At 68.8% G+C, this 24,754-nt stretch carries 15 protein-coding genes; 3 read left to right on the top strand and 12 right to left on the bottom strand.

The annotated features are described in order from the left end of the window. Positions 1-67 precede the first annotated feature (67 nt). Positions 68-1,177: an LCP family protein gene (locus OG410_RS31090; RefSeq protein ID WP_329302117.1), complete on the top strand. Its 1,110-nt coding sequence runs from the start codon at positions 68-70 to the stop codon at positions 1,175-1,177. A 73-nt stretch (positions 1,178-1,250) separates the two neighbouring features. Here the strand turns inward: OG410_RS31090 and OG410_RS31085 are convergent, their stop codons facing one another. Beyond that, entirely contained in the window at positions 1,251-2,267 is a 1,017-nt protein-coding gene (locus OG410_RS31085; protein ID WP_329302116.1) for a hypothetical protein, read from the bottom strand. A 196-nt stretch (positions 2,268-2,463) separates the two neighbouring features. On the opposite strand from OG410_RS31085, the gene OG410_RS31080 reads away from it, so the two are divergent. After that, on the top strand, positions 2,464-2,847 hold the full coding sequence (locus tag OG410_RS31080; RefSeq protein WP_329302115.1) for an NTP pyrophosphohydrolase: 384 nt from the start codon (positions 2,464-2,466) through the stop codon (positions 2,845-2,847). A 149-nt stretch (positions 2,848-2,996) separates the two neighbouring features. Here OG410_RS31080 and OG410_RS31075 read toward each other — a convergent pair whose 3' ends face one another. From OG410_RS31075 to ngcE, 9 genes are all read right to left on the bottom strand, one after another. After that, entirely contained in the window at positions 2,997-4,520 is a 1,524-nt protein-coding gene (locus OG410_RS31075; RefSeq protein ID WP_329302114.1) for an amino acid permease, read from the bottom strand. A 148-nt stretch (positions 4,521-4,668) separates the two neighbouring features. Beyond that, positions 4,669-6,600 (bottom strand): 1-deoxy-D-xylulose-5-phosphate synthase, encoded by a 1,932-nt coding sequence (dxs, locus tag OG410_RS31070; protein WP_329302113.1) that lies wholly within the window; start codon positions 6,598-6,600, stop codon positions 4,669-4,671. A gap of 229 nt (positions 6,601-6,829) precedes the next feature. Next, positions 6,830-8,119, bottom strand: coding sequence for a sugar ABC transporter permease (locus OG410_RS31065; protein WP_326784979.1), 1,290 nt, complete (start codon positions 8,117-8,119; stop codon positions 6,830-6,832). Then, positions 8,116-8,904 carry an ATP-binding cassette domain-containing protein gene (locus OG410_RS31060; RefSeq protein ID WP_326784980.1) on the bottom strand — a complete coding sequence of 263 codons (789 nt, stop codon included), beginning with the start codon at positions 8,902-8,904 and terminating at the stop codon, positions 8,116-8,118. Before OG410_RS31060 ends, OG410_RS31065 begins: the two co-directional genes overlap by 4 nt. Positions 8,905-9,085: 181 nt before the next feature. Next, a complete protein-coding gene (locus OG410_RS31055) occupies positions 9,086-10,198 on the bottom strand; it encodes a substrate-binding domain-containing protein (protein ID WP_329302112.1) in 1,113 nt (370 codons plus the stop codon). A 120-nt stretch (positions 10,199-10,318) separates the two neighbouring features. Next, positions 10,319-11,518, bottom strand: a complete 1,200-nt coding sequence (locus tag OG410_RS31050) for an ROK family transcriptional regulator (protein WP_329302111.1) — start codon at positions 11,516-11,518, stop codon at positions 10,319-10,321. Between the two features lie 242 nt (positions 11,519-11,760). Beyond that, positions 11,761-12,699 (bottom strand): carbohydrate ABC transporter permease, encoded by a 939-nt coding sequence (locus OG410_RS31045; RefSeq protein WP_329302110.1) that lies wholly within the window; start codon positions 12,697-12,699, stop codon positions 11,761-11,763. Between the two features lie 15 nt (positions 12,700-12,714). Further along, on the bottom strand, positions 12,715-13,647 hold the full coding sequence (locus OG410_RS31040; protein WP_329302109.1) for a carbohydrate ABC transporter permease: 933 nt from the start codon (positions 13,645-13,647) through the stop codon (positions 12,715-12,717). Between the two features lie 82 nt (positions 13,648-13,729). Beyond that, positions 13,730-15,181 (bottom strand): N-acetylglucosamine/diacetylchitobiose ABC transporter substrate-binding protein, encoded by a 1,452-nt coding sequence (gene ngcE, locus OG410_RS31035; RefSeq protein ID WP_329302108.1) that lies wholly within the window; start codon positions 15,179-15,181, stop codon positions 13,730-13,732. Between the two features lie 487 nt (positions 15,182-15,668). Here ngcE and OG410_RS31030 point away from each other — a divergent pair, with 487 nt between their 5' ends. After that, positions 15,669-19,493, top strand: coding sequence for a GH92 family glycosyl hydrolase (locus tag OG410_RS31030; RefSeq protein ID WP_329302107.1), 3,825 nt, complete (start codon positions 15,669-15,671; stop codon positions 19,491-19,493). Between the two features lie 87 nt (positions 19,494-19,580). Here the strand turns inward: OG410_RS31030 and OG410_RS31025 are convergent, their stop codons facing one another. Both OG410_RS31025 and OG410_RS31020 read right to left on the bottom strand, forming a co-directional pair. Further along, positions 19,581-22,859, bottom strand: a complete 3,279-nt coding sequence (locus tag OG410_RS31025) for a GH92 family glycosyl hydrolase (protein WP_329302106.1) — start codon at positions 22,857-22,859, stop codon at positions 19,581-19,583. Between the two features lie 471 nt (positions 22,860-23,330). After that, positions 23,331-24,491, bottom strand: coding sequence for a lytic polysaccharide monooxygenase auxiliary activity family 9 protein (locus OG410_RS31020; RefSeq protein WP_329302105.1), 1,161 nt, complete (start codon positions 24,489-24,491; stop codon positions 23,331-23,333). Positions 24,492-24,754: the final 263 nt, after the last annotated feature.

Here is a 24,754-nt window from a genome sequence, read left to right as displayed (position 1 = left end):
CACCCGAGTCCTCGAGCCATCGACATCCGCCCGTACCAGGGCACGACCAGCTAGGACCCGGACCAGGATGAGCCATGTCCCGACGCCCCAGACCCCCGCATCCGAAGCGCCGCGAAAGGGCGGCGGCGGAAGGCGGAGCGCCAAGCGCGAGCGCACCGGCGGCCGTCGCACGGGCAGGAAGATCCTGCTGGGTCTGACCGTCCTCGTCCTCGCGGCCGGCGGCACCGGCTACTGGCTCTACAGCGACCTCGACGGCAACATCAAGGGCGTCGACCTCGACAAGGCCATCGGTGACGACCGGCCGGCGAAGCTGCCCACCTCCGGGCAGAACATCCTGGTCCTCGGATCCGACTCGCGCTCGGGCGCCAACGCCGCCCTCAAGACGGGCAACGTCTCCGGGGCGCGTTCCGACACCGCGCTGGTGATGCACATACCCGAGGGCCGGCAGAAGGCCGTCGCGGTCAGCATCCCGCGTGACACCCTGGTGACCCGCCCCGAGTGCACCAAGGCGGACGGTTCGAAGGTGCCCTCCGCGCAGCGCGTCATGTTCAACTCCATCTACTCCCAGGTCGGTTCGGCCTGTGTGGTGAAGACCGTGGAGAAGATCTCCGGGATCCGCATGGACCACTACATGGAGATCGACTTCGCCGGCTTCAAGGACCTGGTGGACGCGATAGGCGGCGTGACCGTCACCGTCGACAAGGACATCCACGACAGCTCCAGCGGCCTCGACCTCGCCGCGGGCACGCACCAGCTGAACGGCACCCAGTCCCTGGAGTTCGTGCGGACCCGGCACGGCATCGGCGACGGCAGCGACCTCGGACGCATCGGCCTCCAGCAGCAGTTCATGATCGCGCTCCTGTCCGAGATCAAGAAGCAGGACCTGCTGGGCAGCCCGACGAAGACGTACAAGATCGCCGACAGCCTGACCCAGGCCCTCACCACCGACTCCGACCTCGCCTCGCTCACGGCGCTGGCCGAGTTCGGCCGGAGCATGAACGGCGTCGACCCGTCCACCATGGAGACGATCATGCTCCCGGTGGCGTACGACAAGGTCGACCCGAACCGGGTGGTGGCGGCCGAACCGCGGGCGTCGACCCTGTGGAAGGCGCTGCGCACCGACTCCGCGATCCCCGAGTCGGCGAAGAAGTCGCCCGCCACCGGGGGGAGTTCCTGACCTGCTCCGACGAACAAGGGCCCGGCCGATACCTGAACAGGTGGTGGCCGGGCCCTTGTTCGTGTGGGCGGGGTCAGACGGTGCGCCAGGCCTCCAGGGCGATCCCCGGCTCGTCCTTGCGCCGGGTGACGCGGAGTTCTCCGGTTCCCGGGGAGAGCGTCGCGGCGACCACCCGGCCCTCCTCGTCCTCCGTCAGCGACAGCAGGGCGTCGGCGGGGAGTTCGGGCCCCGACTCCGTCCACCACGCGCCCGCCGACTCGTCCTCGGTCGGATAGGCGGCGAAGGCCACCCGGCCGCTCGCCGCGCGCTGGGCGAGCAACGTGCAGTCGTGGCCGTCGAGTTCGCAGCGGATGACACGGACGGGACCCGGGCCGGCCGAGGCCAGCAGGGGCACCGGCCTGGTGCCGGGACGCCAGACACACACATCGCCCGAGTCGTCGGTGAAGAAGAGCGTGGTGGAGCCGGCGGAGGTGGCGAGCGCCTGAAGGGTGTCCGGGCGGACCGGTGCCTCCAGCGCCTCGTCCAGGGCGGGTACCGCGCCCGGCTCCTCCTGGCTCCAGTGCAGAAGGCCGCCCGCCACGGCCGCGTACAGCTCGACCCGGCCGGACATCCCGGTCACGGCCGCCAGGTCGCCCCGTACGTCATGCCCCTTGAGGTCGCGCCAGGGCCCCCAGCCGCCCTTCTCCTTCTGGGCGATCATGCTGACCCCGCCGCCCTTGTTGCGCACGAAGGCATGGGCGCGCCCCTGAGCGTCGACCGCTACGGCGGGGTTGCCCGTCCGGTCCCCGGTGCGGTCGGGGTGACCGATCGGGTTCCAGTCGAGGGCGGCGAGGTCCGGCCGGAAGTGGGTCGAGTGCACGAGACCCGACTCACCCTTGACCGTGGGGCGCCAGGAGACCAGATGGGTGTAGCGGTCGGGTCCCTGCCCCAGGGCCAGTACGGAGTGCAGGCGCTGTTCGCCCCCCACGGTGCGGGCGGAACCCCAGGGGCCGCCGGGTCCGTGCTCCGCCCGGCAGCGGACGGTGGCCTCCGACAGCAGGTACACACTGAGCCTGCCGTCGCGACCGCGTATGAGCCAGTCGACGTTCACCGGATCACCTTAATCGGGGGCGGCCCGCCCGGTGATCCGGGGGATGCCTCTCACCGGGTCCGACGCCCCGCACCCGTCAGCCGCCCGCCGGCATGTGGCGCCGCGCGGCGGTCCGGCGCGGAAGCCGTTCGTGGCCGAGGCCGTGTCCGTCATGACGCGCGGCCGGGCCGGTGGCCGCCTCTGGCAGGGTGAAGCCATGACGACGACTCTGCTCATCGTGGACGGTGCCAATGTGGTCGGATCCGTGCCCGACGGCTGGTGGCGCGACCGGCGCGCGGCGGCCGTGCGGCTCCGGGACCGGCTGGCCGGTCTCGCGGAGGCCGGGGTGCCCGGTCATCCCGGTCCGCTGGACATCGTCCTCGTCGTGGAGGGCGTCGCCCGGGGGGTGGCCCCGATCCCCGGCGTCCGGGTGGACGAGGCCCCGGGCAACGGTGACGACCGGATCGTGGAGCTCGTGGCCGCGGCACCCGGCCGCCCCCGCCTGGTCGTCACGGCCGACCGCGAACTGCGGCGGCGGGTGGGCGAACTGGGCGCGAAGGTCACGGGGCCCCGGACCGTGCGCCGGGGGCCCGAGGACTGACCGGCTCGCGCCGGGCCCCACACCGCCGCGAGCCCGGACCGCCACGTACCAGGCCTCGCGCGTTCGGGTGGGCTCGGGAACGTACGGGGCCCCGTGCCCGCCCGCCGGGACGCGGGAGGCACGGGGCCCGTACGGACATCGCCGGGTGCTTACCCGGCCGTGCCGCCGGGCGGGGTCCGGGTGCCGTCCGTACCCGTCTTCGGGCGGCGCTCCATGAGGCTGTGCCTGCGCCCGTAGAGGAAGTAGACGACGATGCCGACCACCATCCAGATCGCGAACCGCAGCCAGGTCTCCGCGGGCAGGTTCAGCATCAGCCACAGCGTCGCGAGCACCGACAGGATCGGCACCCACGGCACCCACGGGGTGCGGAAGGAGCGGGGCAGGTCGGGGCGGGTGTGGCGGAGCACGACGACGCCGACGGCGACCACGATGAAGGCGAAGAGCGTGCCGATGTTGACCAGTTCGGCCAGCTCGCTGAGGCTGGTGAAGCCCGCGAGGATCGCGATGATCACACCGAGCAGGATGGTCGGCCGGTGCGGGGTGCGGAACTTCGGGTGCACGCGGGAGAAGAAGCGCGGCAGCAGTCCGTCACGGCTCATCGCGAAGAAGACACGGGTCTGGCCGAGCAGCAGGATCATGCAGACCGTGGTCAGCCCGACGGCGGCGCCGAAGCTGATGAAGCCCGCGTACCAGGGGTGCCCGGTGGCCTTGAACGCGTCGGCGAGCGGGGCGTCGATGGACAGCTCGCTGTAGTGCTGCATGCCCGTGACCACGATCGACACGAGGACGTAGAGCGTGGTGCAGATGATGAGCGAGCCGAGGATGCCGCGCGGCATGTCCCGCTGCGGGTTCTTCGTCTCCTCGGCGGCCGTGGCGACCACGTCGAAGCCGATGAAGGCGAAGAACACGACGGAGGCCGCGGTGAAGATGCCCATCACGCCGAAGTTGGTCGGCGCCCAGCCGAACATCAGCTGGATCAGCGGTGACTTGATGCCGCTGCCCGCCTCCACGGCCTGTGCCTTGGGGATGAAGGGCGAGTAGTTCTTGCCCTCGATGAAGAAGGCGCCCGCGATGATCACGACCAGGACGACGGTGACCTTGATCGCGACGACCAGCGTGGTGATCCGGGCGGAGAGCTTCACGCCGATGACGAGAATGGCGGTGAGCACCAGCACCAGTGCTGAGGCGAGGATGTCGAAACCGAACCCGGTGGCCCCCTCGCGCCCGCTGAGCGACTCGGGCATGTGCCAGCCCGCGTTGTCCATCAGCGAGCGCACGTAGCCCGACCAGCCGACGGCCACCACCGCCGTGCCGAGCGCGAACTCCAGGACCAGGTCCCAGCCGATGATCCAGGCGGGCAGCTCACCGAGGGACGCGTAGGCGAACGTGTACGCGGACCCGGCGACCGGGACCGTGGACGCGAACTCCGCGTAGCAGAGGGCGGCCAGCGCGCACGCGACACCCGCGGCGACGAAGGCCAGCGAGACGCCAGGCCCCGCGTTCTCCTTGGCCACCTTGCCGGTGAGGACGAAGATGCCGGTGCCGATGATGACACCGACACCGAAGACGGTGAGGTCCAGAGCGGACAGCGACTTCTTGAGCGCGTGCTCCGGTTCCTCGGTGTCCAGAATCGATTGTTCGACCCTTTTCGTCCTGAAGAGGGTGTTGCTCACGGACGTACCTCCCACGCTTGTCGTCCTCGACATGATCGAGAGGGCAGGTAGCACGTATGCCCCGACGCGGCGCGGATCACGCAGATGGGCCGGTTTCACCACCCGTACAGGGTGCTGAAACCGGCCCATCGGCCGTGTCCCGGAGGCGTCAGTCGCGCGCGGGCTGTACCGCGTCCACGGCCTGCGCGGCGCTGCTCTCGAAGCGCCCGTCGAGCTTGGCGACGAGGCCGGTGACCTGCCGGGCGATGTCCGGCGCGGTCAGCCCGATCTCGGCCATGACCTCGGCGCGGGAGGCGTGGTCGAGGAAGCGCGGCGGGATGCCGAAGTCGCGCAGCGGGATGTCGACGCCCGCGTCGCGCAGGGCCTGCGCGATCGCCGAGCCGACACCGCCGACCCGGGAGTTGTCCTCGACGGTGACGACCACGCGGTGCTGCTCGGCGAGCGGCGCCATGGCCTCGTCCACCGGCTTGACCCAGCGCGGGTCCACGACGGTGGTGGAGATGCCCTGGCGGTCCAGCAGAGTGGCGATCTCCAGGCACATCGGGGCGAGCGCGCCGACGGAGACCAGCAGCACGTCGGGGGCGTCGGTGCCGGGCTCCCGCAGGACGTCCATGCCGCCGATCCGGCCCACGGCGGGGACGGCCGGGCCGACCGCGCCCTTGGAGAAGCGCACCACGGTGGGCGCGTCCTTCACCTCGACGGCCTCCCGCAGCTGGGCACGCACCTGGTCGGCGTCGCGCGGCGCCGCGAGCCTGAGGCCCGGGACGACCTGGAGGATGGACATGTCCCACATGCCGTTGTGCGAGGCGCCGTCGGTGCCGGTGACACCGGCGCGGTCCAGGACGAAGGTGACACCGCACTTGTGCAGGGCCACGTCCATCAGGACCTGGTCGAAGGCGCGGTTCAGGAAGGTCGCGTAGACGGCGAAGACGGGGTGCAGTCCGCCGGTGGCGAGGCCGGCCGCGGACACGGCGGCGTGCTGCTCGGCGATACCGACGTCGTAGACCCGCTTGGGGAACGCCTTGGCGAACCGGTCCAGGCCGACCGGCTGGAGCATCGCGGCGGTGATCGCGACGATGTCCTCGCGCTCCTTGCCGAGCGCCACCATCTCCTCGCCGAAGACGGAGGTCCAGTCGGCGCCTGAGGAGGCGATCGGCAGGCCCGTGTCCGGGTGGATCTTGCCGACGGCGTGGAAGCGGTCGGCCTCGTCCTGGAGGGCTGGCTGGTAGCCGCGGCCCTTCTCGGTGAGGCAGTGCACGATGACCGGGCCGCCGAAGCGCTTGGCGCGGGCGAGCGCCGACTCCAGGGCTTCGATGTCGTGGCCGTCGATCGGGCCGACGTACTTCAGGCCGAGGTCCTCGAACATGCCCTGCGGGGCGATGAAGTCCTTCAGGCCCTTCTTCGCGCCGTGCAGGGTCTCGTAGAGCGGCTTGCCGACGACCGGCGTGCGCTCCAGGAGGTCCTTGCCGCGGGCCAGGAAGCGCTCGTAGCCGTCCGTGGTGCGCAGGGTCGCCAGATGGTTCGCGAGGCCGCCGATGGTCGGCGCGTACGAGCGCTCGTTGTCGTTGACGACGATGATCAGCGGGCGGTCCTTGGCGTCGGCGATGTTGTTCAGCGCCTCCCAGGCCATACCGCCGGTGAGCGCGCCGTCACCGATGACGGCGACCACGTGGTCGTTCCTGCCGAGAACCTCGTTCGCCTTCGCGAGTCCGTCGGCCCAGCCGAGGACCGTGGAGGCGTGCGAGTTCTCGATGACGTCGTGCTCGGACTCGGCCTGCGCGGGGTAGCCGGACAGACCGCCCTTCATCTTCAGCCGGGAGAAGTCCTGGCGGCCGGTGAGCAGCTTGTGGACGTAGGACTGGTGTCCCGTGTCCCACAACACTCTGTCCTTCGGTGACTCGAAGACGCGGTGCAGGGCGATGGTCAGCTCCACGACACCGAGATTGGGGCCGAGGTGGCCGCCGGTCTTGGAGACCGCGTCGACGAGGAAGGTCCGGATCTCCTCGGCCAGCTGGTCGAGCTGCTCCAGGGTCAGCCGGTCCAGATCGCGCGGTCCCGTGATGCGGGTCAGCAGCGCCACCCGTGCCTCCTTGCAGTGATCGAGCTGTTGCCGGGTTCGTCGAGTCTAATGTTCCGCCTTTTCGGGCGCGGGCCGGGTCTGGCGATCTACGCCACACGAACGGCCCAACCGGACGGGAACGCGCGTTCCCGTCCGGACGTGGCTGCGCCCGGCGCCTCGACGGGCGCCGGACGTGACTGTGCCCGGCACCGCCATTGGTGCCGGGCACAGGCCTGGGTGGGTGGGAACCCTACGCGCGACCCGCGGTCTTCTGGGTCTTGCGGGTGACGGCGTCGATGACGACCGTGGCGAGCAGAACGCCACCGGTGATCATGTACTGGACCGGCGAGGCGATGCCCTGCAGGGCCAGACCGTACTGGATCGAGACGATCACCAGAACACCCAGCAGGGCGTTCCAGGTGCGGCCACGACCACCGAAGAGGCTGGTGCCACCGATGACGGCCGCCGCGATGGCGTTCATCAGGAGGTCACCGGCGCCCGCGCCCTGGTTGGCGGAGGCGATCTTCGAGGCGATGAACAGACCGCCGATGGCGGCGAAGGTGCCGGAGATCGAGAAGACCGAGATGCGGATCAGCTCGACGTTGATACCGGCACGACGGGAGGCCTCGACGCTGCCGCCGAGCGCGAAGATCTTCCGGCCGAAGGTGGTACGGCGCAGCACGAAGTCCGTGACCAGCAGGACCGCGAGGAAGATCACCACGGCGAGCGGCAGACCCTTGTACTGGTTGTACATGATCGCCACGCCGAAGCTGAGGATACCCAGCAGCACCGTGCGCGCGATGGTCTCGCCCAGCGGGCGGGACGGCACACCGGCCGCCTCGCGGCGCTTGTTGCCGAGGAACGAGCTGACGAAGAACCCGGCGGTCACGACGACCGCGAGCACGTAGGCGGCGGCCACATCGGTGAAGTAGTAGCTGGTCAGCTTGGCGACGACGCCCTCACTGTCCAGGTTGATGGTGCCGTTGCTGCCGAGGATCTGGAGCATCAAGCCGTTCCAGAACAGCAGACCCGCCAGGGTGACGGCGAAGGCCGGCACACCGATGCGCGCGAAGACGAAGCCCTGGATCGCGCCGGCGACCGTGCCGGTGAGGATGGCCAGGACGAACGCCAGCCACTCGTTCATGCCGTGCGTGACGCTGAGCACGGCGAACGTGGCGCCGGCCAGACCGGAGAGCGAACCGACCGACAGGTCGATCTCACCGAGCAGCAGCACGAAGACGATGCCGACCGCGATCATGCCCGTGCCGACCATGGCGACGGAGATGTCGGAGATGTTGCCCGCGGTGAGGAAGTTCGAGTTCAGGCTCGCGAAGATCGCCCAGATGACGATCAGGCCGATGACGACCGGGATGGAACCCAGGTCGCCCGACTTCATCTTGCGCTTGAACTCGCCGACGTAACCGGCGAAGCCCTGCTCGCGGACGAGCAGGCGCGGGTCTACGGCGGTGACCGCGTGGGCGGCCGCCTCGGGGTTCTCCACGATGTGGTCCCCGGTCTCAGAAGTCTTGTCGATGCTCACTTCTGAGCCTCCCCGCTGCGCGCCGCACGACGGGTCACGGCGTTCTCCGTGGCACCCGTAATAGCGGAAATGATCTCTTCCTGGGAGGTCGACTTGACCTCGAAGATGCCGTTGTTGCGTCCCAGACGCAGGACGGCGACCTTGTCGGCCACGGCCTTCACGTCAGCCATGTTGTGGCTGATGAGGATCACGGCGTGGCCCCGCTCGCGCAGACGCTCGACCAGGTCGAGAACCTGGGCGGTCTGCTCGACACCGAGGGCCGCGGTGGGCTCGTCGAGGATGACGAGCTTGGGCTCACCGAGCATCGAACGGGCGATCGCCACGGTCTGGCGCTGACCGCCGGAGAGCGAGGCGATCGGGATGCGGACGCTGGGGATGCGGATCGACAGCGTGTTCAGCAGCTCGCGGGAGCGGCGCTCCATCTCGACCTCGTCCAGGACACCGCGCTTCTTGAGCTCGCGTCCCAGGTAGAGGTTTCCCACGACGTCGATGTTGTCGCAGAGCGCGAGGTCCTGGTAGACCGTCGCGATGCCCAGGTTCTGGGCGTCGTGCGGACGGTTGATCTGAACGGCCTTGCCGTCCCATTCGATGGAGCCCTCATCGATGGGGTGCACGCCGGCGATCGTCTTCACCAGCGTGGACTTTCCGGCGCCGTTGTCGCCCACCAGGGCGACCACTTCACCGGCGTGGACCTCAAGCTCTACATCGGTGAGCGCCTGGACGGCACCGAATCGCTTGGAGACCCCGCGCAACGCCAGAACAGGCGTAGCGGACACGTTAACCATCTCCTTCGCCGCCTGACCCGGCGGGAGGTTGTGCAGAAGTATGCGGTGGAGTTTCCGTCCGGCGCCCCGCTTAGCTTGCGGGGCTGTTGGATGCGGGGCACCGGAGGAGCTTCGGATCACACGAGCCACGTACGGGAACTCAGTATCGAATTCCCGTACGCGTTTGGCTACTCGCGGTTGTTTACTGCAGGCCGGCCTTCTTGCAGGCCGCGGCGTACGCCGGGGTGCAGATGTCGTTGACCGTGTACAGGCCGTCCTTGACGACGGTGTCCTTGATGTTCTCCGCGGTCAGCGAGGTGACCGGGACCAGCAGGGACGGGATCTGCTTGTCGGTCGGGCTGTCGACCTTGTCCTTGGCGACGGTGTCGAGCGACTTGCCCTGGGCGAGCGCGACGGCCAGCTCGGCGGCCGCGTCGGCCTCCGGGGCGTACGGCTTGTAGACGCTCATGAACTGCTCACCCGCGAGGATGCGCTGCACACCCGCGAGCTCGGCGTCCTGGCCCGTGACCGGAACCTTGATGCCGGCGGCCTTCAGCGCGGTGATGATACCGCCAGCCATGCCGTCGTTCGCGGAGTAGACACCGATGATGTTCTTCTTGCCGAGAGCCGAGATCGCCGCCTCCATGTTGGCGTTGGCGTTCTCCGGCTTCCACTCCTTGGTGTCGTACTCCTTGCCGACGTTCACCTTGCCGTCGAGCACCTCGTGGGCGCCGGCCTTGAACTGAGCGGCGTTCGGGTCGGTGACCGAACCGTTCATCATGACGATCTTGCCGTCCTTGGCCTTCGAGCCAAGGGCGCCGAGGAGCGCCTCACCCTGCGTCTTGCCGACGGTCTTGTTGTCGAACGAGGTGTAGGCCGAGATCGGGCCCTGCGCGAGGCGGTCGTAGGCCACGACCGGGATGCCGGCGTCCTTGGCCTTCTGGACCGAGCTCTTGATCGCGGCGGCGTCCACAGCGTCAACGATCAGCACGTCCACCTTGTTGGTGATCATCGTGTCGACCTGCTGGTTCTGGGTGCTCGCGTCCTGCTTGGCGTTGGCGTAGACGACCTCGCCCTTGCCGTTCGTGAGCTCCTGGACCTTCTTCTCGATCAGCGGCTTGTCGAACTTCTCGTAGCGAGCCGTCTGGTTCTCCGGAAGGAGCAGACCGACCTTGATCGCGTCGCCCTTCTTCGCGGAGCTGGCGGAGCTGTCGCTGTCGCCATTCGACTCCTTGGCGCTGCCACAAGCGGCGAGAGAAACGGCCATTGCACCAGCGGCAACGGCAACGGCGGCACGACGCATCTGCGTGTTCATTCCTAAACCTCCCTGACGAGGCCGCGTCGTTGCGGCCGAGGTGGACTGGAGTCAACTCGGCCACACGTGCGACGTCAAGAAGTAAATACTTAACGAGATGGCAACGGTGCCATGCGTTCTCTAAGTGAAGGCAGGAGTACCGGCGGACAGAGAACCGTCCAAAAGGGTCGAATCGCCCATCTCGCTGAGCGCGAGAGCGAGCGCGCCGAGCACCTCCGCACGGCCCCCAAGCGCCCCTGGCAACACCGAGAGTTGACGTGCGGCGCTGGGGATCGCGTAGCGGCCGACAGACTCCCTGATGGGCCCGAGAACGAGCTCGCCGGCCTCGGCGAGATCGCCGCCCAGGACCACCCGACTCGGGTTCAGCAAATTGCAGAGATTCGCGACTCCACTGCCGATGTGACGACCGACGTCGGCGATCACCCGACGGCAGCCCGGATCTCCGTCCCGCGCCAGCCTGACCACGCCCTCCATGGTCAGATCGGTACCATGGCTGGACTGGAGGAGCGGCAGCACATAGCGCGCCGCCGCGAAGGTCTCCAGACAGCCGCGGTTGCCGCAACGGCAGACGGGGCCGGATTCATCAAGTGTAATATGCCCGATTTCTCCCGCTGTGCCACCCGGGCCGCGGTAGATCTTGCCCTCTATGACCAGCCCCGCGCCGACGCCGCTGGCGACCTTGATGTACGCGAGATCCCGGACCCCACGACCACTGCCCCAGACCATCTCGCCGAGCGCGCCCAGATTGGCGTCGTTGTCCACGTAGACGGGCACGCCGAGCCGCCCCCGCAGCTCCTCGGCGGGCCTCGCGCCGGTCCAGCCGGGCAGGATCGAGGTGGACCCCAGAGTGCCCGATTCCACGTCGATGGGGCCCGGCACACCGAGGCCCACGCCCGCGATTTTGGATCGGTCGACGCCCGTTGCTGCAATCAGGCGGCTGACCAGTTCCTCGGCCCGGTCGAAGCCCTGCGCGGCGGAGGCGTCCACATCCAGCGGCTCGGACTCCTCGGCCAGCACCTGATGGGCCAGATTTCCGACAGCGACGCGCAAATGGGTGTGCCCGAAGTCGACACCGATCACGATCCCGGCGTCCCCGCTCAAGGACACGCTGCGCGCTCTGCGACCGCCCGCCGAAGTGGGTGTGACCTCGACCGTCCCGCCGTCCTTGAGTTCACGAACGATATTGGAAACGGTCGCGGCCGACAGGCCCGTCGCCCTCGCGATCTCCGCCTGCGTGAGCGAGCCGGCCAGGCGCACCGCTCGCACGACGCGCTCCAGATTGGCTCGGTGCAGCGACGACTGCGACCCCGGAGTCTCCATCGACTCATCCACTCCTGCCCTCAGCCGGGCGGCCCCGATGCCGCCCATGTGATCTGGGTCACGTCAACGGGACCCCGGTCACTTACAAGTTGTGAACTCCAAGCTCCGCTGAACGGGTTACCGCAGTCAAGTCCTTGACGAAAATCAGGGTCGCCCAGTCATGTTCGACTCCTGACCTCACCCGGACACACATGCGCCACCCCCGGGACGGAGGTGGCGCATGTGACGGAAGGGACGATTCGTTACTTGAGAGTCGCCGAAGTGAGACCTGCCTGGACCTGACGCTGGAAGGACAGGTAGACGATCAGCATGGGGACCATGGCGATCGTCACGCCGGCGAACAGCACGGGCAGATCGGTGGCGTACCCCTGCTGCTGCTGGAGCTGGATGAGGCCCTGGGTCAGGACGTAGCGCTCCGGGTCCGAACTGGTCTGCGGCTGCATCAGCACCGAGGGCAGGATGTACTGGTTCCACTGGCCGAGGACGTTGAAGATGCCGACGCTGAGCAGTCCGGGCTTGGCCATGGGCAGCATGACCTGGAAGAACGCCCGGGTGTGCGAGGCGCCGTCGAGCACCGCCGCCTCGAAGACCGCCGTGGGCAGCGTCCTGAAGAAGGCGTGCATGAAGAACACCGTGAACGGCAGCGAGTAGGCCACGTACACCAGGACCAGGCCTTGGTAGGTGTTCAGCATGTCGAGACGCTTGACCATGAAGAACAGCGGCACCAGGGCCAGGAAGACGGGGAACATGGCCCCGCCGACGAAGAAGTAGTACACGAGCCGGTTGCCCGGGAACTCGTAGCGGGCCAGTACGTAGGCCGCCATCGCGCCGAGCAGCATGGTCAGCGGGACCGAGAACACCAGGACGATCAGAGTGTTGGCGAAATAGTCGCCGATGCCCTTGTTCCAGGCCCGGCCGAAGACGTCGAGCTGCCAGTTCGAGGGCCAGCCGAGGGCCGAACCGCCGATCTGCGCGTCGGTCTTGAAGGAGCTGAGGACCAGCCAGAGCAGCGGCAGGATGATCAGGATCGCCCACAGGGCCAGGAACCCGTGCGAGAAGACGTTGAGGGCCATGCCCTCGGTCCGCTTGTCACCCGGCCGTGGCGGGGCCTTCCTGGCGGTTCGCTGCGGGGGTACTCCGGCGCCGTCGACCTTCGTCGGCTCCGTGATGGGTGCGCTCATAGTCGTGTCTCCCGCTCAGAACTCGATGCGCTCGCGGCGGGTGGCGCGCAGCGTGACCACGGACAGGATCAGGGTGAGAAGGAGCATGACGACGCCCATGGCACAGGCGTAGCCGCTCTTTCCGAAGTAGAGGAAGTTGCGCATCATGACGTTCGCCATGACCTCGCTGTGGTGGTCGGGCCCGCCGCCGTAGCCGGTGCCCTGGGTCGTGGTCGAGACGAGCACGAACATGTCCATCGCGATGATGCCGAGATAGACCCAGGCGGTCTGCACCGTGTCCCACAGCAGGGGCAGGGTGACCCGGAAGAAGGTGTGGGTGCGGCTCGCGCCGTCCAGCAGCGCGGCCTCGTAGATGTCCCGCGGGATGGACTGCATGGCGGCGGAGAACAGCACCAGGTAGAAGCCGACGCCGTGCCAGACGACGACCGCCATCAGGCACCAGAGCACCAGGTTGGGCTCGTTCATCCACTCGACGGGGCTGTTCGCGTCGACGAGGCCGAGCTTGATCAGCAGGCCGTTGAGCAGGCCGCCGCTGTCGCTGCGGTAGAGGGCCCCGAAGAGCACCGCGACGATCGCGAGCGACAGCACCTGCGGGAAGAAGTACACGATCTTGTAGAAGCCGGAGCCGGCGACGCCCTGTACGCCACCGGCGCCGCCCCGCCCGCCCGCGTTCACCATGAAGGCGAAGAAGAGGGCGAGCAGGATGGTGATCACCGGGATGAACACCAGGAACAGGATGTTGTGCCAGATCGCCTGGAGGAATACGTCGTCCTGGAACAACGCCTTGTAATTGTCCAGGCCGACGAAACCGAACGTCTGCGACTGGCCGCTCCAGTCGGTGAAGGAGTAGCCGATGGTCTGTATGTAAGGCCAGATCACGAAGATCAGATACAGCGCCAAAGGTGCGAGGAGAAACCCCGCGACGAACCGGTACTGCCCTTTTCGCATGGCATCCTGCCCTGGTGTTCCGGATGTGCGTGACCCGGGTGTTCCGGGTGTGCGTGACCCCGATGTTCCGGGTTTTACGTGATCAGTCGCGGTGGTTCTTCTTGGACTCCGGGTCCTTGGCCGCCTTGTCGACCGCCGCCTGGGCCCGCTTCAGCCATTCCTTCGGCTGAATGCGCTTGGACATCAGCTCGTTGGACGCCGTCTCGATGGCGGTACCCATCTCGCTGTACCAGTTGGGGTACAGGTAGTTGAAGGTATTGTCGCCCGCCGCCTTCGACGCGTCGACGGTGGACTGCGTACCGGGACGCAGCTCCACGCCGTCGGACACACCGTCCTTGAGGATGGTGAGCGAGTTGGCCTTCTGCGCGAAGAGCGTCGACCACTCCTTGGAGAGCATGGAGCGCATGAACTCCTTGGCCTCGGGCAGGTTCGCGGCCTTCGCCGGGATGATGAACGGCTCGCCCGAGCCGGCCCGGATCGCCTCGAACGGCAGCTTGCTGTCGGGCAGCAGGGGCATCGGCATGAACTTCATGTCGAAGTCGGCCGGGGTCTGCTTGAGCTGCTCGTTCTCCAGCCAGGAGCCACAGGTGATGAAGGCGGCCTTGTACTGGTTCCACCGGGTCTGCGACTCGGTGTGGGTGAGGCCGTTGGTGCCGGGCAGCAAGTAGCCCTTCTCCACGATCTCGTAGATCGCCTCGACGGCCGCCTGGGCGGCGTCGGACCCGACGAACGCCTTGGGGTCGAGGTTGTCGATCGCCTTCATGGCGTCCAGACCGCCCTTCTTGGCGATCAGGTCCATGATGGCGACGTTGATGTAGTACGGGTACTTGCCCTGGTGGGCGAGGCCGCCGATGCCCTGCGACTTGGCGTCCTTGCAGATGGCGAGGAAGTCGTCCCAGGTCTTGGGCACCTCCCAGCCCTTCTCCTTGAAGAGCTTGCCGGAGTACCACAACCCCCACACCGTGTAGATGTAGTTGAGGGACACGACCTTGCCGCCCTGCAGGCCCGGGTCGAGCGTGCCGGGGATCAGGGTGTCGCGGACCTTCTTGGTCGGGTCGTCGATGGACGGGGCGTCGAGGACCGCCGCCAGGTCGAGGAGTTGGCCGCTCTTGTAGAGCACGTCCAGCTTGATCTGCTGGGCGCCCGAGTCGTCGACGATGTCCGGCGGGTTGCCGCCGTTGAAGCGCGGCTGGAGCTTGCCGGTGATCTCCTGGGTACCGGTGTGGGCGCTCTTGCTGCCCCACTTCTTGTCGAAGGCCGCTTCCCACGCCTTGGCGTACTCGTCCCCGTAGCCGCCCTTGAAGACGACGACGTCGAGCTTGCCGCCGCCCTTCTTCACGCCGAAGGGGTTGTCCTTGCTGGTCTTGCCGGCGCCCTTGTCGCCCGACTTGTCCTCGTCGCCCCCGCCGCTCGCACACGCGGACAGGAAGCTCATCGTCGGGACGGTGATCAGACCGAGTGCGGCCGACCTCTTGATGAGGTCACGGCGGCCGACACCCTCGGGGCTGTTGTTCTCGGCGGAAGTGGATCCCATGCTCAAGTCCTCGCCTTCTCCAGGACTCAGGCGGTGAACCGGATCCTCCCCGGCACCGCGGTTAGGTCAAGCTGGGGTCGTGCATGGGGGATTCACCGGGACGAACCGGCATTGCGTGTATGGACCACGCTCCACCGTCCCGCGAAATTCCCCCCTGGGTCCTGCCTGTCCAGAGCCAGTCGATCGACTGGCCGGACGCGACAGGTATAGTCCACTTCCCGCCAGCGGAGCAAGATCGAATGCAGGTTTGGCCGTCGGTCTTTTCCGAGTTGAGACCTCCCGGAAATATGGGGCACCCCAGGACCACCCCGGCGAAGATCCACAGGACACCGGCCTCCCGCATTGAACGCAATGCACGGTTCGTCACAACACATTCACCCCGGATGCCGCACCCAACACCCTTGACATCACTGTCAACTTGACGCCCAAATGGTCCTTGCGCATCGAATTTGACAACGTTGTCCAGGTGCAGGGAGGGTGCTCGCGCATGCAGCACAGCGCTCGGTACAGACAGAGTTCCACGCGGCGGACCGGATGGCGTTCCCCGGCGGCGCTGGGGGTGACGGCCCTGGCCCTGTTAGCGGCCTCCCAGGGCGTCGCGGTCGCCCTGCCCGCCCAAGCGGCCAAGCCCGACAGGGAGTTCAGCTCCTCGTTCGAATCGGGTGATCCGGCCCCGGACTGGCTCAACACGGTGGACACCGCTCCCGACGGGACGAAGCGGTCCTCGGGGGTCGACGGCGGCTACAGCACCGGCATCCCCGGCAATGTGACCGACCACGTCACCGACGTGCGGGCCAGCGGCGAGAACACCGGCGCGGGCGAGGTCAAGGAGAACCTCGCCGACGGTGAGCCGAGCAGCAAGTGGCTGACCTTCGAGCCCACCGGCTGGGCGGAGTTCGACCTGGACGCGCCGGTCAAGACGGTCACGTACGCGCTCACATCCGCAAACGACCACGACGAACGCGACCCGCGGGACTGGACCCTCCAGGGCTCCGCCGACGGCAAGGACTGGAAGACCCTCGACACCCGCTCCGGCGAATCCTTCGGCGAGCGGTTCCAGACGAAGTCGTACGACATCGAGAGCCCCGCCGAGTACCGGCACTTCCGGCTCGACGTCACGAAGAACAACGGCGGCGACATCCTCCAGATCGCCGACGTCCAGTTCTCGACGGGCCGGAGCGACGACCCGACGCCCAAGGACATGCTCTCGCTCGTGGACCGGGGGCCGAGCGGCTCGCCGACCGCGAAGGCGGGCGCGGGCTTCACGGGCAAGCGGGCCCTGCGCTACGCCGGCACCCACAAGGGCGACGGCCGGGCGTACTCGTACAACAAGGTGTTCGACGTGAACGTCGCCGTCGGGCGTGACACCGAGCTGTCGTACCGGATCTTCCCCTCCATGGCGGACGGCGACCGGGACTACGACGCCACGAACGCGGCCGTGGACCTGGTCTTCACCGACGGCACCTCGCTGAGCGCTCTCGACGCCGTGGACCAGCACGAATTCACGCTGACGCCGCAGGGCCAGGGCGCCGCCAAGGTGCTCTACGTCAACCAGTGGAACAACGTGACCTCGCGGATCGGTTCCGTCGCGAACGGGAAGACCGTCGACCGGATCGTCCTCGCGTACGACTCCCCCAAGGGTCCCGCGAAGTTCCGCGGCTGGCTGGACGACGTCGCACTGAGGACGGCCGCTCCGCGGAAGCCCGCGGCCCATCTGGCCGACTACGCGCTCACGACCCGCGGCACCAACTCCAGCGGCGGATTCTCACGCGGGAACAACTTCCCGGCGACCGCCGTACCGCACGGCTTCAACTTCTGGACGCCGGTGACCAACGCGGGCTCCTTGAGCTGGCTGTACGACTACGCCCGTGCAAACAACGCGGACAACCTGCCCACCATCCAGGCGTTCAGCGCGAGCCACGAGCCGAGCCCCTGGATGGGCGACCGGCAGACCTTCCAGGTGATGCCGTCGGCCTCCTCCGGCACCCCGGACACCGGCCGCACCGCCCGTGAACTGGCCTTCAAGCACGAGAACGAGACCGCGCGGCCGTACTACTACGGCGTCACCTTCGAGAACGGTCTCAAGGCGGAGCTCGCCCCGACCGATCACGCCGCCGCCCTGCGCTTCACCTATCCGGGCGACGACGCGAGCGTGATCTTCGACAACGTCACCGAGCAGGCGGGCCTGACACTGGACACGTCGGCCGGCGTGGTCACCGGCTACTCGGACGTGAAGTCCGGGCTGTCGACCGGCGCCACCCGGCTCTTCGTGTACGGGGTCTTCGACGCGCCCGTGACCGAGGGCTCCTCCAGCGGCGTCAAGGGCTATCTGAAGTTCAAGCCCGGCTCCGACCGCACCGTCACCCTGCGGCTGGCCACCTCGCTCATCAGCCTCGACCAGGCCAAGGACAACCTGAGCCAGGAGATCCCGGACGGCACGTCGTTCGACGCGGTCAAGAAGGGGGCCCGCAAGCAGTGGGACCGGCTCCTGGGCAGGATCGAGGTGCAGGGTGCCACACCGGACCAGCTGACCACGCTGTACTCCAGCATGTACCGGCTCTACCTGTACCCGAACTCCGGCTTCGAGAAGGTGGGTACGAAGTACCAGTACGCCTCGCCGTTCTCCCCGATGCCGGGCCCGGACACCCCGACCCACACCGGGGCGAAGATCGTCGACGGCAAGGTGTACGTCAACAACGGCTTCTGGGACACCTACCGGACGACCTGGCCCGCGTACTCGCTCCTGACGCCCGGTCAGGCCGGTGAGATGGTCGACGGGTTCGTGCAGCAGTACAAGGACGGCGGCTGGACCTCGCGCTGGTCCTCGCCCGGCTACGCGGACCTGATGACCGGCACCTCGTCGGACGTGGCGTTCGCGGACGCGTACGTCAAGGGCGTCGGCTTCGACGCCAAGGCTGCGTACGAGGCGGCCCTGAAGAACGCGACGGTCGTCCCGCCGACGTCCGGAGTGGGCCGCAAGGGCATGGCCACCTCACCCTTCCTCGGCTACACGAGCACCTCCACGGGCGAGGGCCTGTCGTGGGCCATGGAGGGCTATGTCAACGACTACGGCATCGCCGAGATGGGCAAGGCGCTCTACAGGAAGACCGGCGAGAAGCGCTACAAGGAGGAGTCCGACTACTTCCTCAACCGCTCCCGGGACTACGTGAACCTCTTCGACTCCAAGGCCGGCTTCTTCCAGGGCCGGAGCGCCAAGGGCGACTGGCGGGTCGACTCCGCGAAGTACGATCCGCGCGTGTGGGGCTACGACTACACGGAGACCGACGGCTGGGGATACGCGTTCACCGCGCCGCAGGACTCACGCGGTCTCGCCAACCTGTACGGCGGCCGCGGCGCGCTCGGGGACAAGCTCGACACGTACTTCTCCACGCCCGAGACGGCCTCGTCGGACATCGTGGGCTCCTACGGCGGTGTCATCCATGAGATGACCGAGGCCCGGGACGTGCGCATGGGCCAGTACGGGCACTCCAACCAGGTGGCCCACCACGTGAACTACATGTACGACGCGGCCGGGCAGCCCTGGAAGGCGCAGAAGAACATCCGCGAGGTCCTCTCGCGTCTCTACACCGGAAGCGAGATCGGACAGGGCTACCACGGCGACGAGGACAACGGCGAGCAGTCGGCCTGGTTCCTCTTCTCCTCGCTCGGCTTCTACCCGCTGGTGATGGGCAGCGGCGAGTACGCCATCGGCTCCCCGCTGTTCACCAAGGCGACGGTCCACCTGGAGAACGGCCACGACCTGGTCATCAAGGCTCCGCGCAACAGCACGAAGAACGTGTACGTGCAGGGCGTCCGGTTCAACGGCAAGCGGTGGAACTCGACTTCGCTCCCCCACTCGCTGATCAGCCGGGGCGGAGTGCTGGAGTTCGACATGGGCTCCGAGCCGTCCTCGTGGGGCACCGGCAAGAACGCGGCACCGGTGTCGGTCACCGAGGACGACAAGGTGCCGTCGCCGCGCGCGGACACGCTCAAGGGGGACGGCGCCCTGTTCGACAACACCTCGGCGACGGACGCCGCCGTCACCTCGGTGGACCTGCCGGCCGGCTCCGGCACCGAGGGAGTCCAGTACACGCTGACCTCCGCGGACCACACCAAGGCGCCGAGCGGGTGGACGCTCCAGGGTTCCTCGGACGGGACGGCATGGACGGACCTCGACAAGCGCTCCGGTGAGTCCTTCCCCTGGGACAGACAGACCCGGGCGTTCACGGTCGCGGCCCCGGGCTCGTACGCCCACTACCGTCTCGTCCTCGACGGCGAGTCGACCCTCGCGGAGGTGGAACTGCTGGCCTGAGCCACACCCGACGGAAAGGGGCGGGCCCGGAGAAGACTCCGGGCCCGCCCCGCGTTCCTGTACGGGTCAGCTCACCGACTCACTGACTCACCGGCTCACCGCGAGGGTGAAGACGTGCAGGTCCGCGTTGTCCGGGAGTCTGACGCTCTTGATCGTCTTCCCCTCCGGTGCCGTGAACGGCTTGGTGGCGAAGACGTAGGTGGACACCGGGTCCTTGCCGGCTCCGGCGACGTTGCGGTAGGCCGTCCTCGCGACGGTCTCGTTGCCGTACTGGACGGTTCCGCCCCCGCCGCCGACGGTCCAGTCGGTGAAGGACAGGTCCACGGAGTCGGTGCCGCCGTCGGTGTAGGTGACGGTCGCCGTGGTCCGCTGGTTGCCGTTCACGGCGCTGCCGACGAAGGACAACCGGTTTGCCGGGGCGCTCAGTTCGATGGTCTGCGAGGTGGCCGAGGCGTTGTCGGGACGGCCGGACGGGGACTTCGGCCAGGTGAAGGCGAGACCGTCCACCGTGCCCTGACCGCCCGGGCTCAGCCCCGCGTCGGCGAGGGCCTGCCGGGAGTAGCTCCAGCCGCCGCCGTCGTAGTCGGCCTCGGCGTGATCGCCGGTGTCGTCCGAGACACCGGTGTTGTCGTAGGCGGCGAGGAGGGATCCCGGGGCCGCGACGGTGAGCGCCACCGGCTGCGCGTACGACGTGTCGGCGGAGGTCACGGTCACCTTGACGTCGTAGAACCCCTGCTCGGCGTCGTCGGCGGCGGTGAGGGCGATCCGCTGGGCACCGTCGCTCACCGTGCCCTCGGCCGGGGTCGCCGTCACTCCCGGGGGCACGTCCACGTGGAAGCGGACCTCGGGCCCGGCGCCGCCGCCGAGAGCCAGGGCGCGGATGTCGAGCGCGGTGCTGCCGCCGGGCGCGAGCGTCGCCGCGGTCGGCCCCACACCGATCTGGTACGGCTGCTCACCCGTGCGGAAGGAGGGCGGCGCGGCCGCCTCCGCGCTTCCCCAGCTCTTGTCGGGTGTCGCGGACAGCGTGTAGTCGAGCGTGCCGCCCTCACGGACGAACGAGGCCGGCAGCCAGGGGCGGTCGCTGCCGCGGCCGTCGACGCGCAGCGACCGGACGTACGGGGCGTCGGCGGCCGCGCCCCGGGCCCGGATCTCGATGTCGGCGCCGCCCGGACGCTCGATCTCGATCCTCGGGAACAGCGGTGAGGCCAGGGTGAGTTCGGCGCGGGAGGGCACCTGGGGGTACATGCCGAGCGCGGAGAAGACGTACCAGGACGACATTTCACCGAGGTCGTCGTTGCCGGGAATGCCGCCGGGCTGTGTCGACCACAGCCGGGCCATCGCCGCGCGGACGGTCTCCTGCGTCTTGTAGGGCGCGCCCGCGTAGTCGTACAGGTAGGGCACGTTGACCGACGGCTCGTTGTCCAGCTCGGACTTCGCACCGCCGCTGCCGCTGAACGCCCAGCTCCCGTCCGCGTTGTGGAAGAACGTGTCGAGACGGTCGAGGACCTCGGCGCGCCCGCCCATGGCGGCGAAGAGGCCCGCCGGGTCGTGCTGGACCATCCAGGTGTACTGGGCCGCGGTCCCCTCCACGAAACCGTTGCCGGTCGCCGGGGTGAAGCCGGTGACCCAACTCCCGTCGGCCTTGCGGTTGGCGATGTAGCCGCCGCCGGGGTCGGCCGCGATGTTGAAGTTGTTCTGCCACCACTGGGAGCGCTCGGCGAAGTCGGCCGCGGTCTTCTTCTCCCCCGCCGCCCTGGCCAGTTGGGAGATCGCGAAGTCCGCGCCGGACATCTCCAGGGTCTCGGCGGCGCCGCCCCAGGCGTTGGACACGGACGGCATGTAGTGGCGTTCGAGGTACTTGTCGAGCGAGGGGCGCTGGCCGGCGGAGAGCACGGGCTTGCCCGCCGGTGAGAGGTCCCCTTCGGTCGGAACGGTCGCCGCCTTCACCAGAGAGGCGAGCGCGCCGCGCAGGTCGAAGTCCGTGCCGCCGAAGGCGCGGATGCCCGCGAGGGCGGGCGCCGACGGATCGCCGTTCATGACGTGTGTGCCGCTCGCGCCGTGCAGCCAGCGGTCCCAGACTCCCCCGTTCTGCCGGGCGAGTTCGAGGAGCGACTGCGCGATGTCGGAGCCGGTGTCCGGGTCGAGCAGGGTCAGCAGCTGGACCTGGGAGCGGTAGACGTCCCAGCCGGAGAAGGTGCCGTACTGCGCCTCGTGGCCCCGGCCCACGGTGTGCACCTTGCCGTCGGAGCCGCGGTATCTGCGGTCGGCGTCACTGATGACGTTCGGGTGGAGGAGGGAGTGGTAGAGCGCGGTGTAGAAGGTGGTGCGGTCGGTGTCGGTGCCGCCACCGACCGCGATCGCGCCGAGCCGGTCGCGCCAGGCGCGGTGGGCGGCACGCTGGACGGAGGCGAAGGAGCGGGACGGCGGGTTCTCGTCCTCCAGGTTGGCGGTGGCGCCCTCCTGACTGACGTAGGAGATACCGACCTTGACGTTCACCGGGTCGGTGCCGGGCTCGAACTCCACATAGCCGCCCGCCCCCTTGCCCGCGAGGGGCCGGCCGCCCTGTGCGAAGCCTCCGGTGCCACCGCTCGCCTCGGTGGCCCCCGGGCTCAGCCGGTCGTCCTGCCAGGTGCCGGTGGCCTTGAAGGCGCGGTCGAAGCGAGCGGTGAAGTACAGGGTGTAGTAGGAGCGTTGGCCCTCGGGGTCGAGGTAGCCGCAGAAGTTGCCGGAGGTGACGGAGCCGGTGACGGTCCTGGTCGCCGGGTCGATCCGCACCGTCGAATCCGTCGACCCGACCTCGGAGTTGGCGGTGCGGATCAGCATCGAGGCGGGCTTGTCGGCGGGGAAGGTGAACCGGCCCGAGCCGGTGCGCGCGGTCGCCGCGAGGTCGGCGGTCACTCCGGAGGCGAGCCCCACCTTGTAATGGCCGGGCTCGGCCAGTTCGTCGGAGTGCGCGAACCCCGCGGCGTAGACGGCGTCCTTCGTGTCGGCCGCCGGGGACGAGGTGACCTCACCGGCGTACGGGAAGAACGGGATGTCCCCGCTGCCGCCCGCGCATCCCGTTCCGGACATGTGGGTGAGGCTGAAGCCCCGGACACGCGTGGCGTCGTACTGGTAGCCGCCGGGCGCGGCGGTGCGGGTGGCGTCCCCGCGGGTGTTCTCCGGGCTCCAGGAGAGCATGCCGAAGGGCGTGACGGCGCCGGGGAAGACGTTGCCGCCGTTCCTGGTGCCGATGAGCGGGTCGACGTAGACGGTGGGGTCCTGGACGAGTTCCGGCGGCCCCGACGGAGGCGCGGCGAGCGCCGGGGTGGCGCCGGCGACCGTCAGGGCGACGGCCAGCAGTAACGATGACGGGCGGAAACGCATGACGCGGCCCCTCCTCCTTCGGACGGGTCGCGCACCACAGGTCGCACAAGCCGCAGGGACAGTAACGTGCGCCACGGGTACCACGGAAGACCGCCTGCCCCGCCGGGGACGCGCCCGGCACGTCCTCCGATGGCGTCACGGACAGCGCGCCGGACGGGTCGCGCCTTCCGGGGCCACCGGTGACCTGCACGGGCCGGTGAGCGGTACTCCGCCTGCCGCCCGTCCCCGGCCGTGGACGCGTCCGGCGCCCGCCTCCGAGGGACGCGAACGCGCCGAGGTGGGCCGTCAACGTGCTTGACATCGTTGTCCGTTGAGGCGATAGAGTCGTGAGCAGACCGTTCGACAACGTTGTCGTGCACTCCGGTCGCCACAAGCCGCACCATCCCGGGCAGGGCCTCCCCCGCCGCGTCCGGGCTCGCGGACCGGGTGGGCCCGAACCCACCCACCCGGTCCGCCCCGAGCGTCGCCCGTTCAGCCGACCTGACAGGGAAGCGCCGTTGCCGGATCACCACCCGAGCCCTGGACGACATAGCCGAACGTGGTGCTGCCGCCCGGACTGAGCGAACCGTTCCAGTCGGCGTTGTGCACCATCACGTCCTGACCGCCGTAGGTCGCGTTGCCGTTCCACAGACTGGCGACCGACTGCCCGCCCGGCAGCGTCCAGTCGACCATCCAGCCGAGCATCGGGACCGTGCCGGTGTTGGTGACCGTCACCTCGGACTGGTAGCCGCCGGGCCAGCTGCCCGTGGTGCGCCGGGTCGCCGAGCAGGTGCCGGGCGGGGGTTCGGTCGGGTTGCCCGGATCGTGGATGCCGGTGACCTCGCCGTTGCCGCCGTCGAAGACGACGTCGGAGCAGGAGTAGAACGTCTCCGCGCTGTCCGAGCGCTGCCAGACCATGTAGACGATGTGGCGGCCGGTCTTGCCCGCCGGCAGCTTGCCGCTCCAGGAGTAGTTGGCCTCGACCGTGCCCGGGGTGCCGTTGAGCGGCGGGTGGTCGACGGTGAGGAACGGCTGGTCCTCCATGGCGTCCCAGGTGAGGGTCGCGGTCGGGTCGAAGCCGTCCTTGGTGATGTAGACGTAGAACCAGCCGGGGTGCGCGGCCCAGGCGTTGTACGCGAAGTCGACGGTCGCGCCCGCGGTCAGGTGGGTCAACGGCCAGTCGGAGCGCGGCAGATCGAAGCCCGAGAAGTTGGGGTTGCCGCCGCTGCACAGCGAGCCGTCGGGGACGAAGCCGCGGGTGCGTCCCGCCCCGTCCGAGCGCAGCACCGAGAACCAGTTGTAGAACGGCGTGGTCCCGCTGACCTGTTGCGCCGCCTTGCAGGCCGGGTTCACGGGCTTGATCTCACCGGTGTCGGTCAGCCCGTCCTGCCAGCACAGGAAGGTGCGGCTGCCGGGCTTCATGGGGGTGCCGTGCGCCTCCGCCCGGCCGCCGGTCATGACGATCAGGGCGAGGGCCGGAAGCACGGCCAGCAGGGCGAGGAGGACCAGGAAGGGGGACGGGCGACGGGCGGGGAGCAGCGACCGGGAGAGCGGCCGTCGCGTTCCGGCCGAACGGGGGCCGGGCGAACGGGGGTCGGCAGAACGCGGGCCGGGTGAACGCAGCCTCGCCAGGCGCGAACTTGTTAAGTGCATGACAATCCATCCCTTCGTGAGACCGTGCGGGATCGGGGCGAGGTGGGAGCGGCCCGAGGGGCGGGTTCCGGTCCGTCCCATGGGAGCGCTCCCACCTCACTCGGAAAGTAGCGCGCACAGGAACCCCTGTAAACGCCTGGCGCATCGCGCACACCCGCCGGGGCCGGTGTCCCGTTTCCACGGTCGGGCTCAGGGGACGCGGACGGCACCGGCCCGTCGCAGGCCACCGGAACACGGCGACCGAGACGGAACGGTCACGGACG

The sequence above is a fragment of the Streptomyces sp. NBC_00659 genome (assembly GCF_036226925.1).
In the GTDB taxonomy this organism is placed as follows: domain Bacteria; phylum Actinomycetota; class Actinomycetes; order Streptomycetales; family Streptomycetaceae; genus Streptomyces.
This window is presented reverse-complemented; position numbering and strand designations above follow the sequence as displayed.

Excerpts from the sequence above, each read along its gene's own strand:
- OG410_RS31090 (WP_329302117.1), top strand. The coding sequence starts at position 68 with ATGAGCCATGTCCCGACGCCCCAGACCCCCGCATCCGAAGCGCCGCGA.
- OG410_RS31080 (WP_329302115.1), top strand. The coding sequence starts at position 2,464 with ATGACGACGACTCTGCTCATCGTGGACGGTGCCAATGTGGTCGGATCC.
- OG410_RS31060 (WP_326784980.1), bottom strand. The coding sequence starts at position 8,904 with ATGGTTAACGTGTCCGCTACGCCTGTTCTGGCGTTGCGCGGGGTCTCC.
- OG410_RS31055 (WP_329302112.1), bottom strand. The coding sequence starts at position 10,198 with ATGAACACGCAGATGCGTCGTGCCGCCGTTGCCGTTGCCGCTGGTGCA.
- OG410_RS31050 (WP_329302111.1), bottom strand. The coding sequence starts at position 11,518 with ATGGAGACTCCGGGGTCGCAGTCGTCGCTGCACCGAGCCAATCTGGAG.
- OG410_RS31045 (WP_329302110.1), bottom strand. The coding sequence starts at position 12,699 with ATGAGCGCACCCATCACGGAGCCGACGAAGGTCGACGGCGCCGGAGTA.
- OG410_RS31040 (WP_329302109.1), bottom strand. The coding sequence starts at position 13,647 with ATGCGAAAAGGGCAGTACCGGTTCGTCGCGGGGTTTCTCCTCGCACCT.
- ngcE (WP_329302108.1), bottom strand. The coding sequence starts at position 15,181 with ATGGGATCCACTTCCGCCGAGAACAACAGCCCCGAGGGTGTCGGCCGC.
- OG410_RS31030 (WP_329302107.1), top strand. The coding sequence starts at position 15,669 with ATGCAGCACAGCGCTCGGTACAGACAGAGTTCCACGCGGCGGACCGGA.
- OG410_RS31025 (WP_329302106.1), bottom strand. The coding sequence starts at position 22,859 with ATGCGTTTCCGCCCGTCATCGTTACTGCTGGCCGTCGCCCTGACGGTC.
- OG410_RS31020 (WP_329302105.1), bottom strand. The coding sequence starts at position 24,491 with ATGCACTTAACAAGTTCGCGCCTGGCGAGGCTGCGTTCACCCGGCCCG.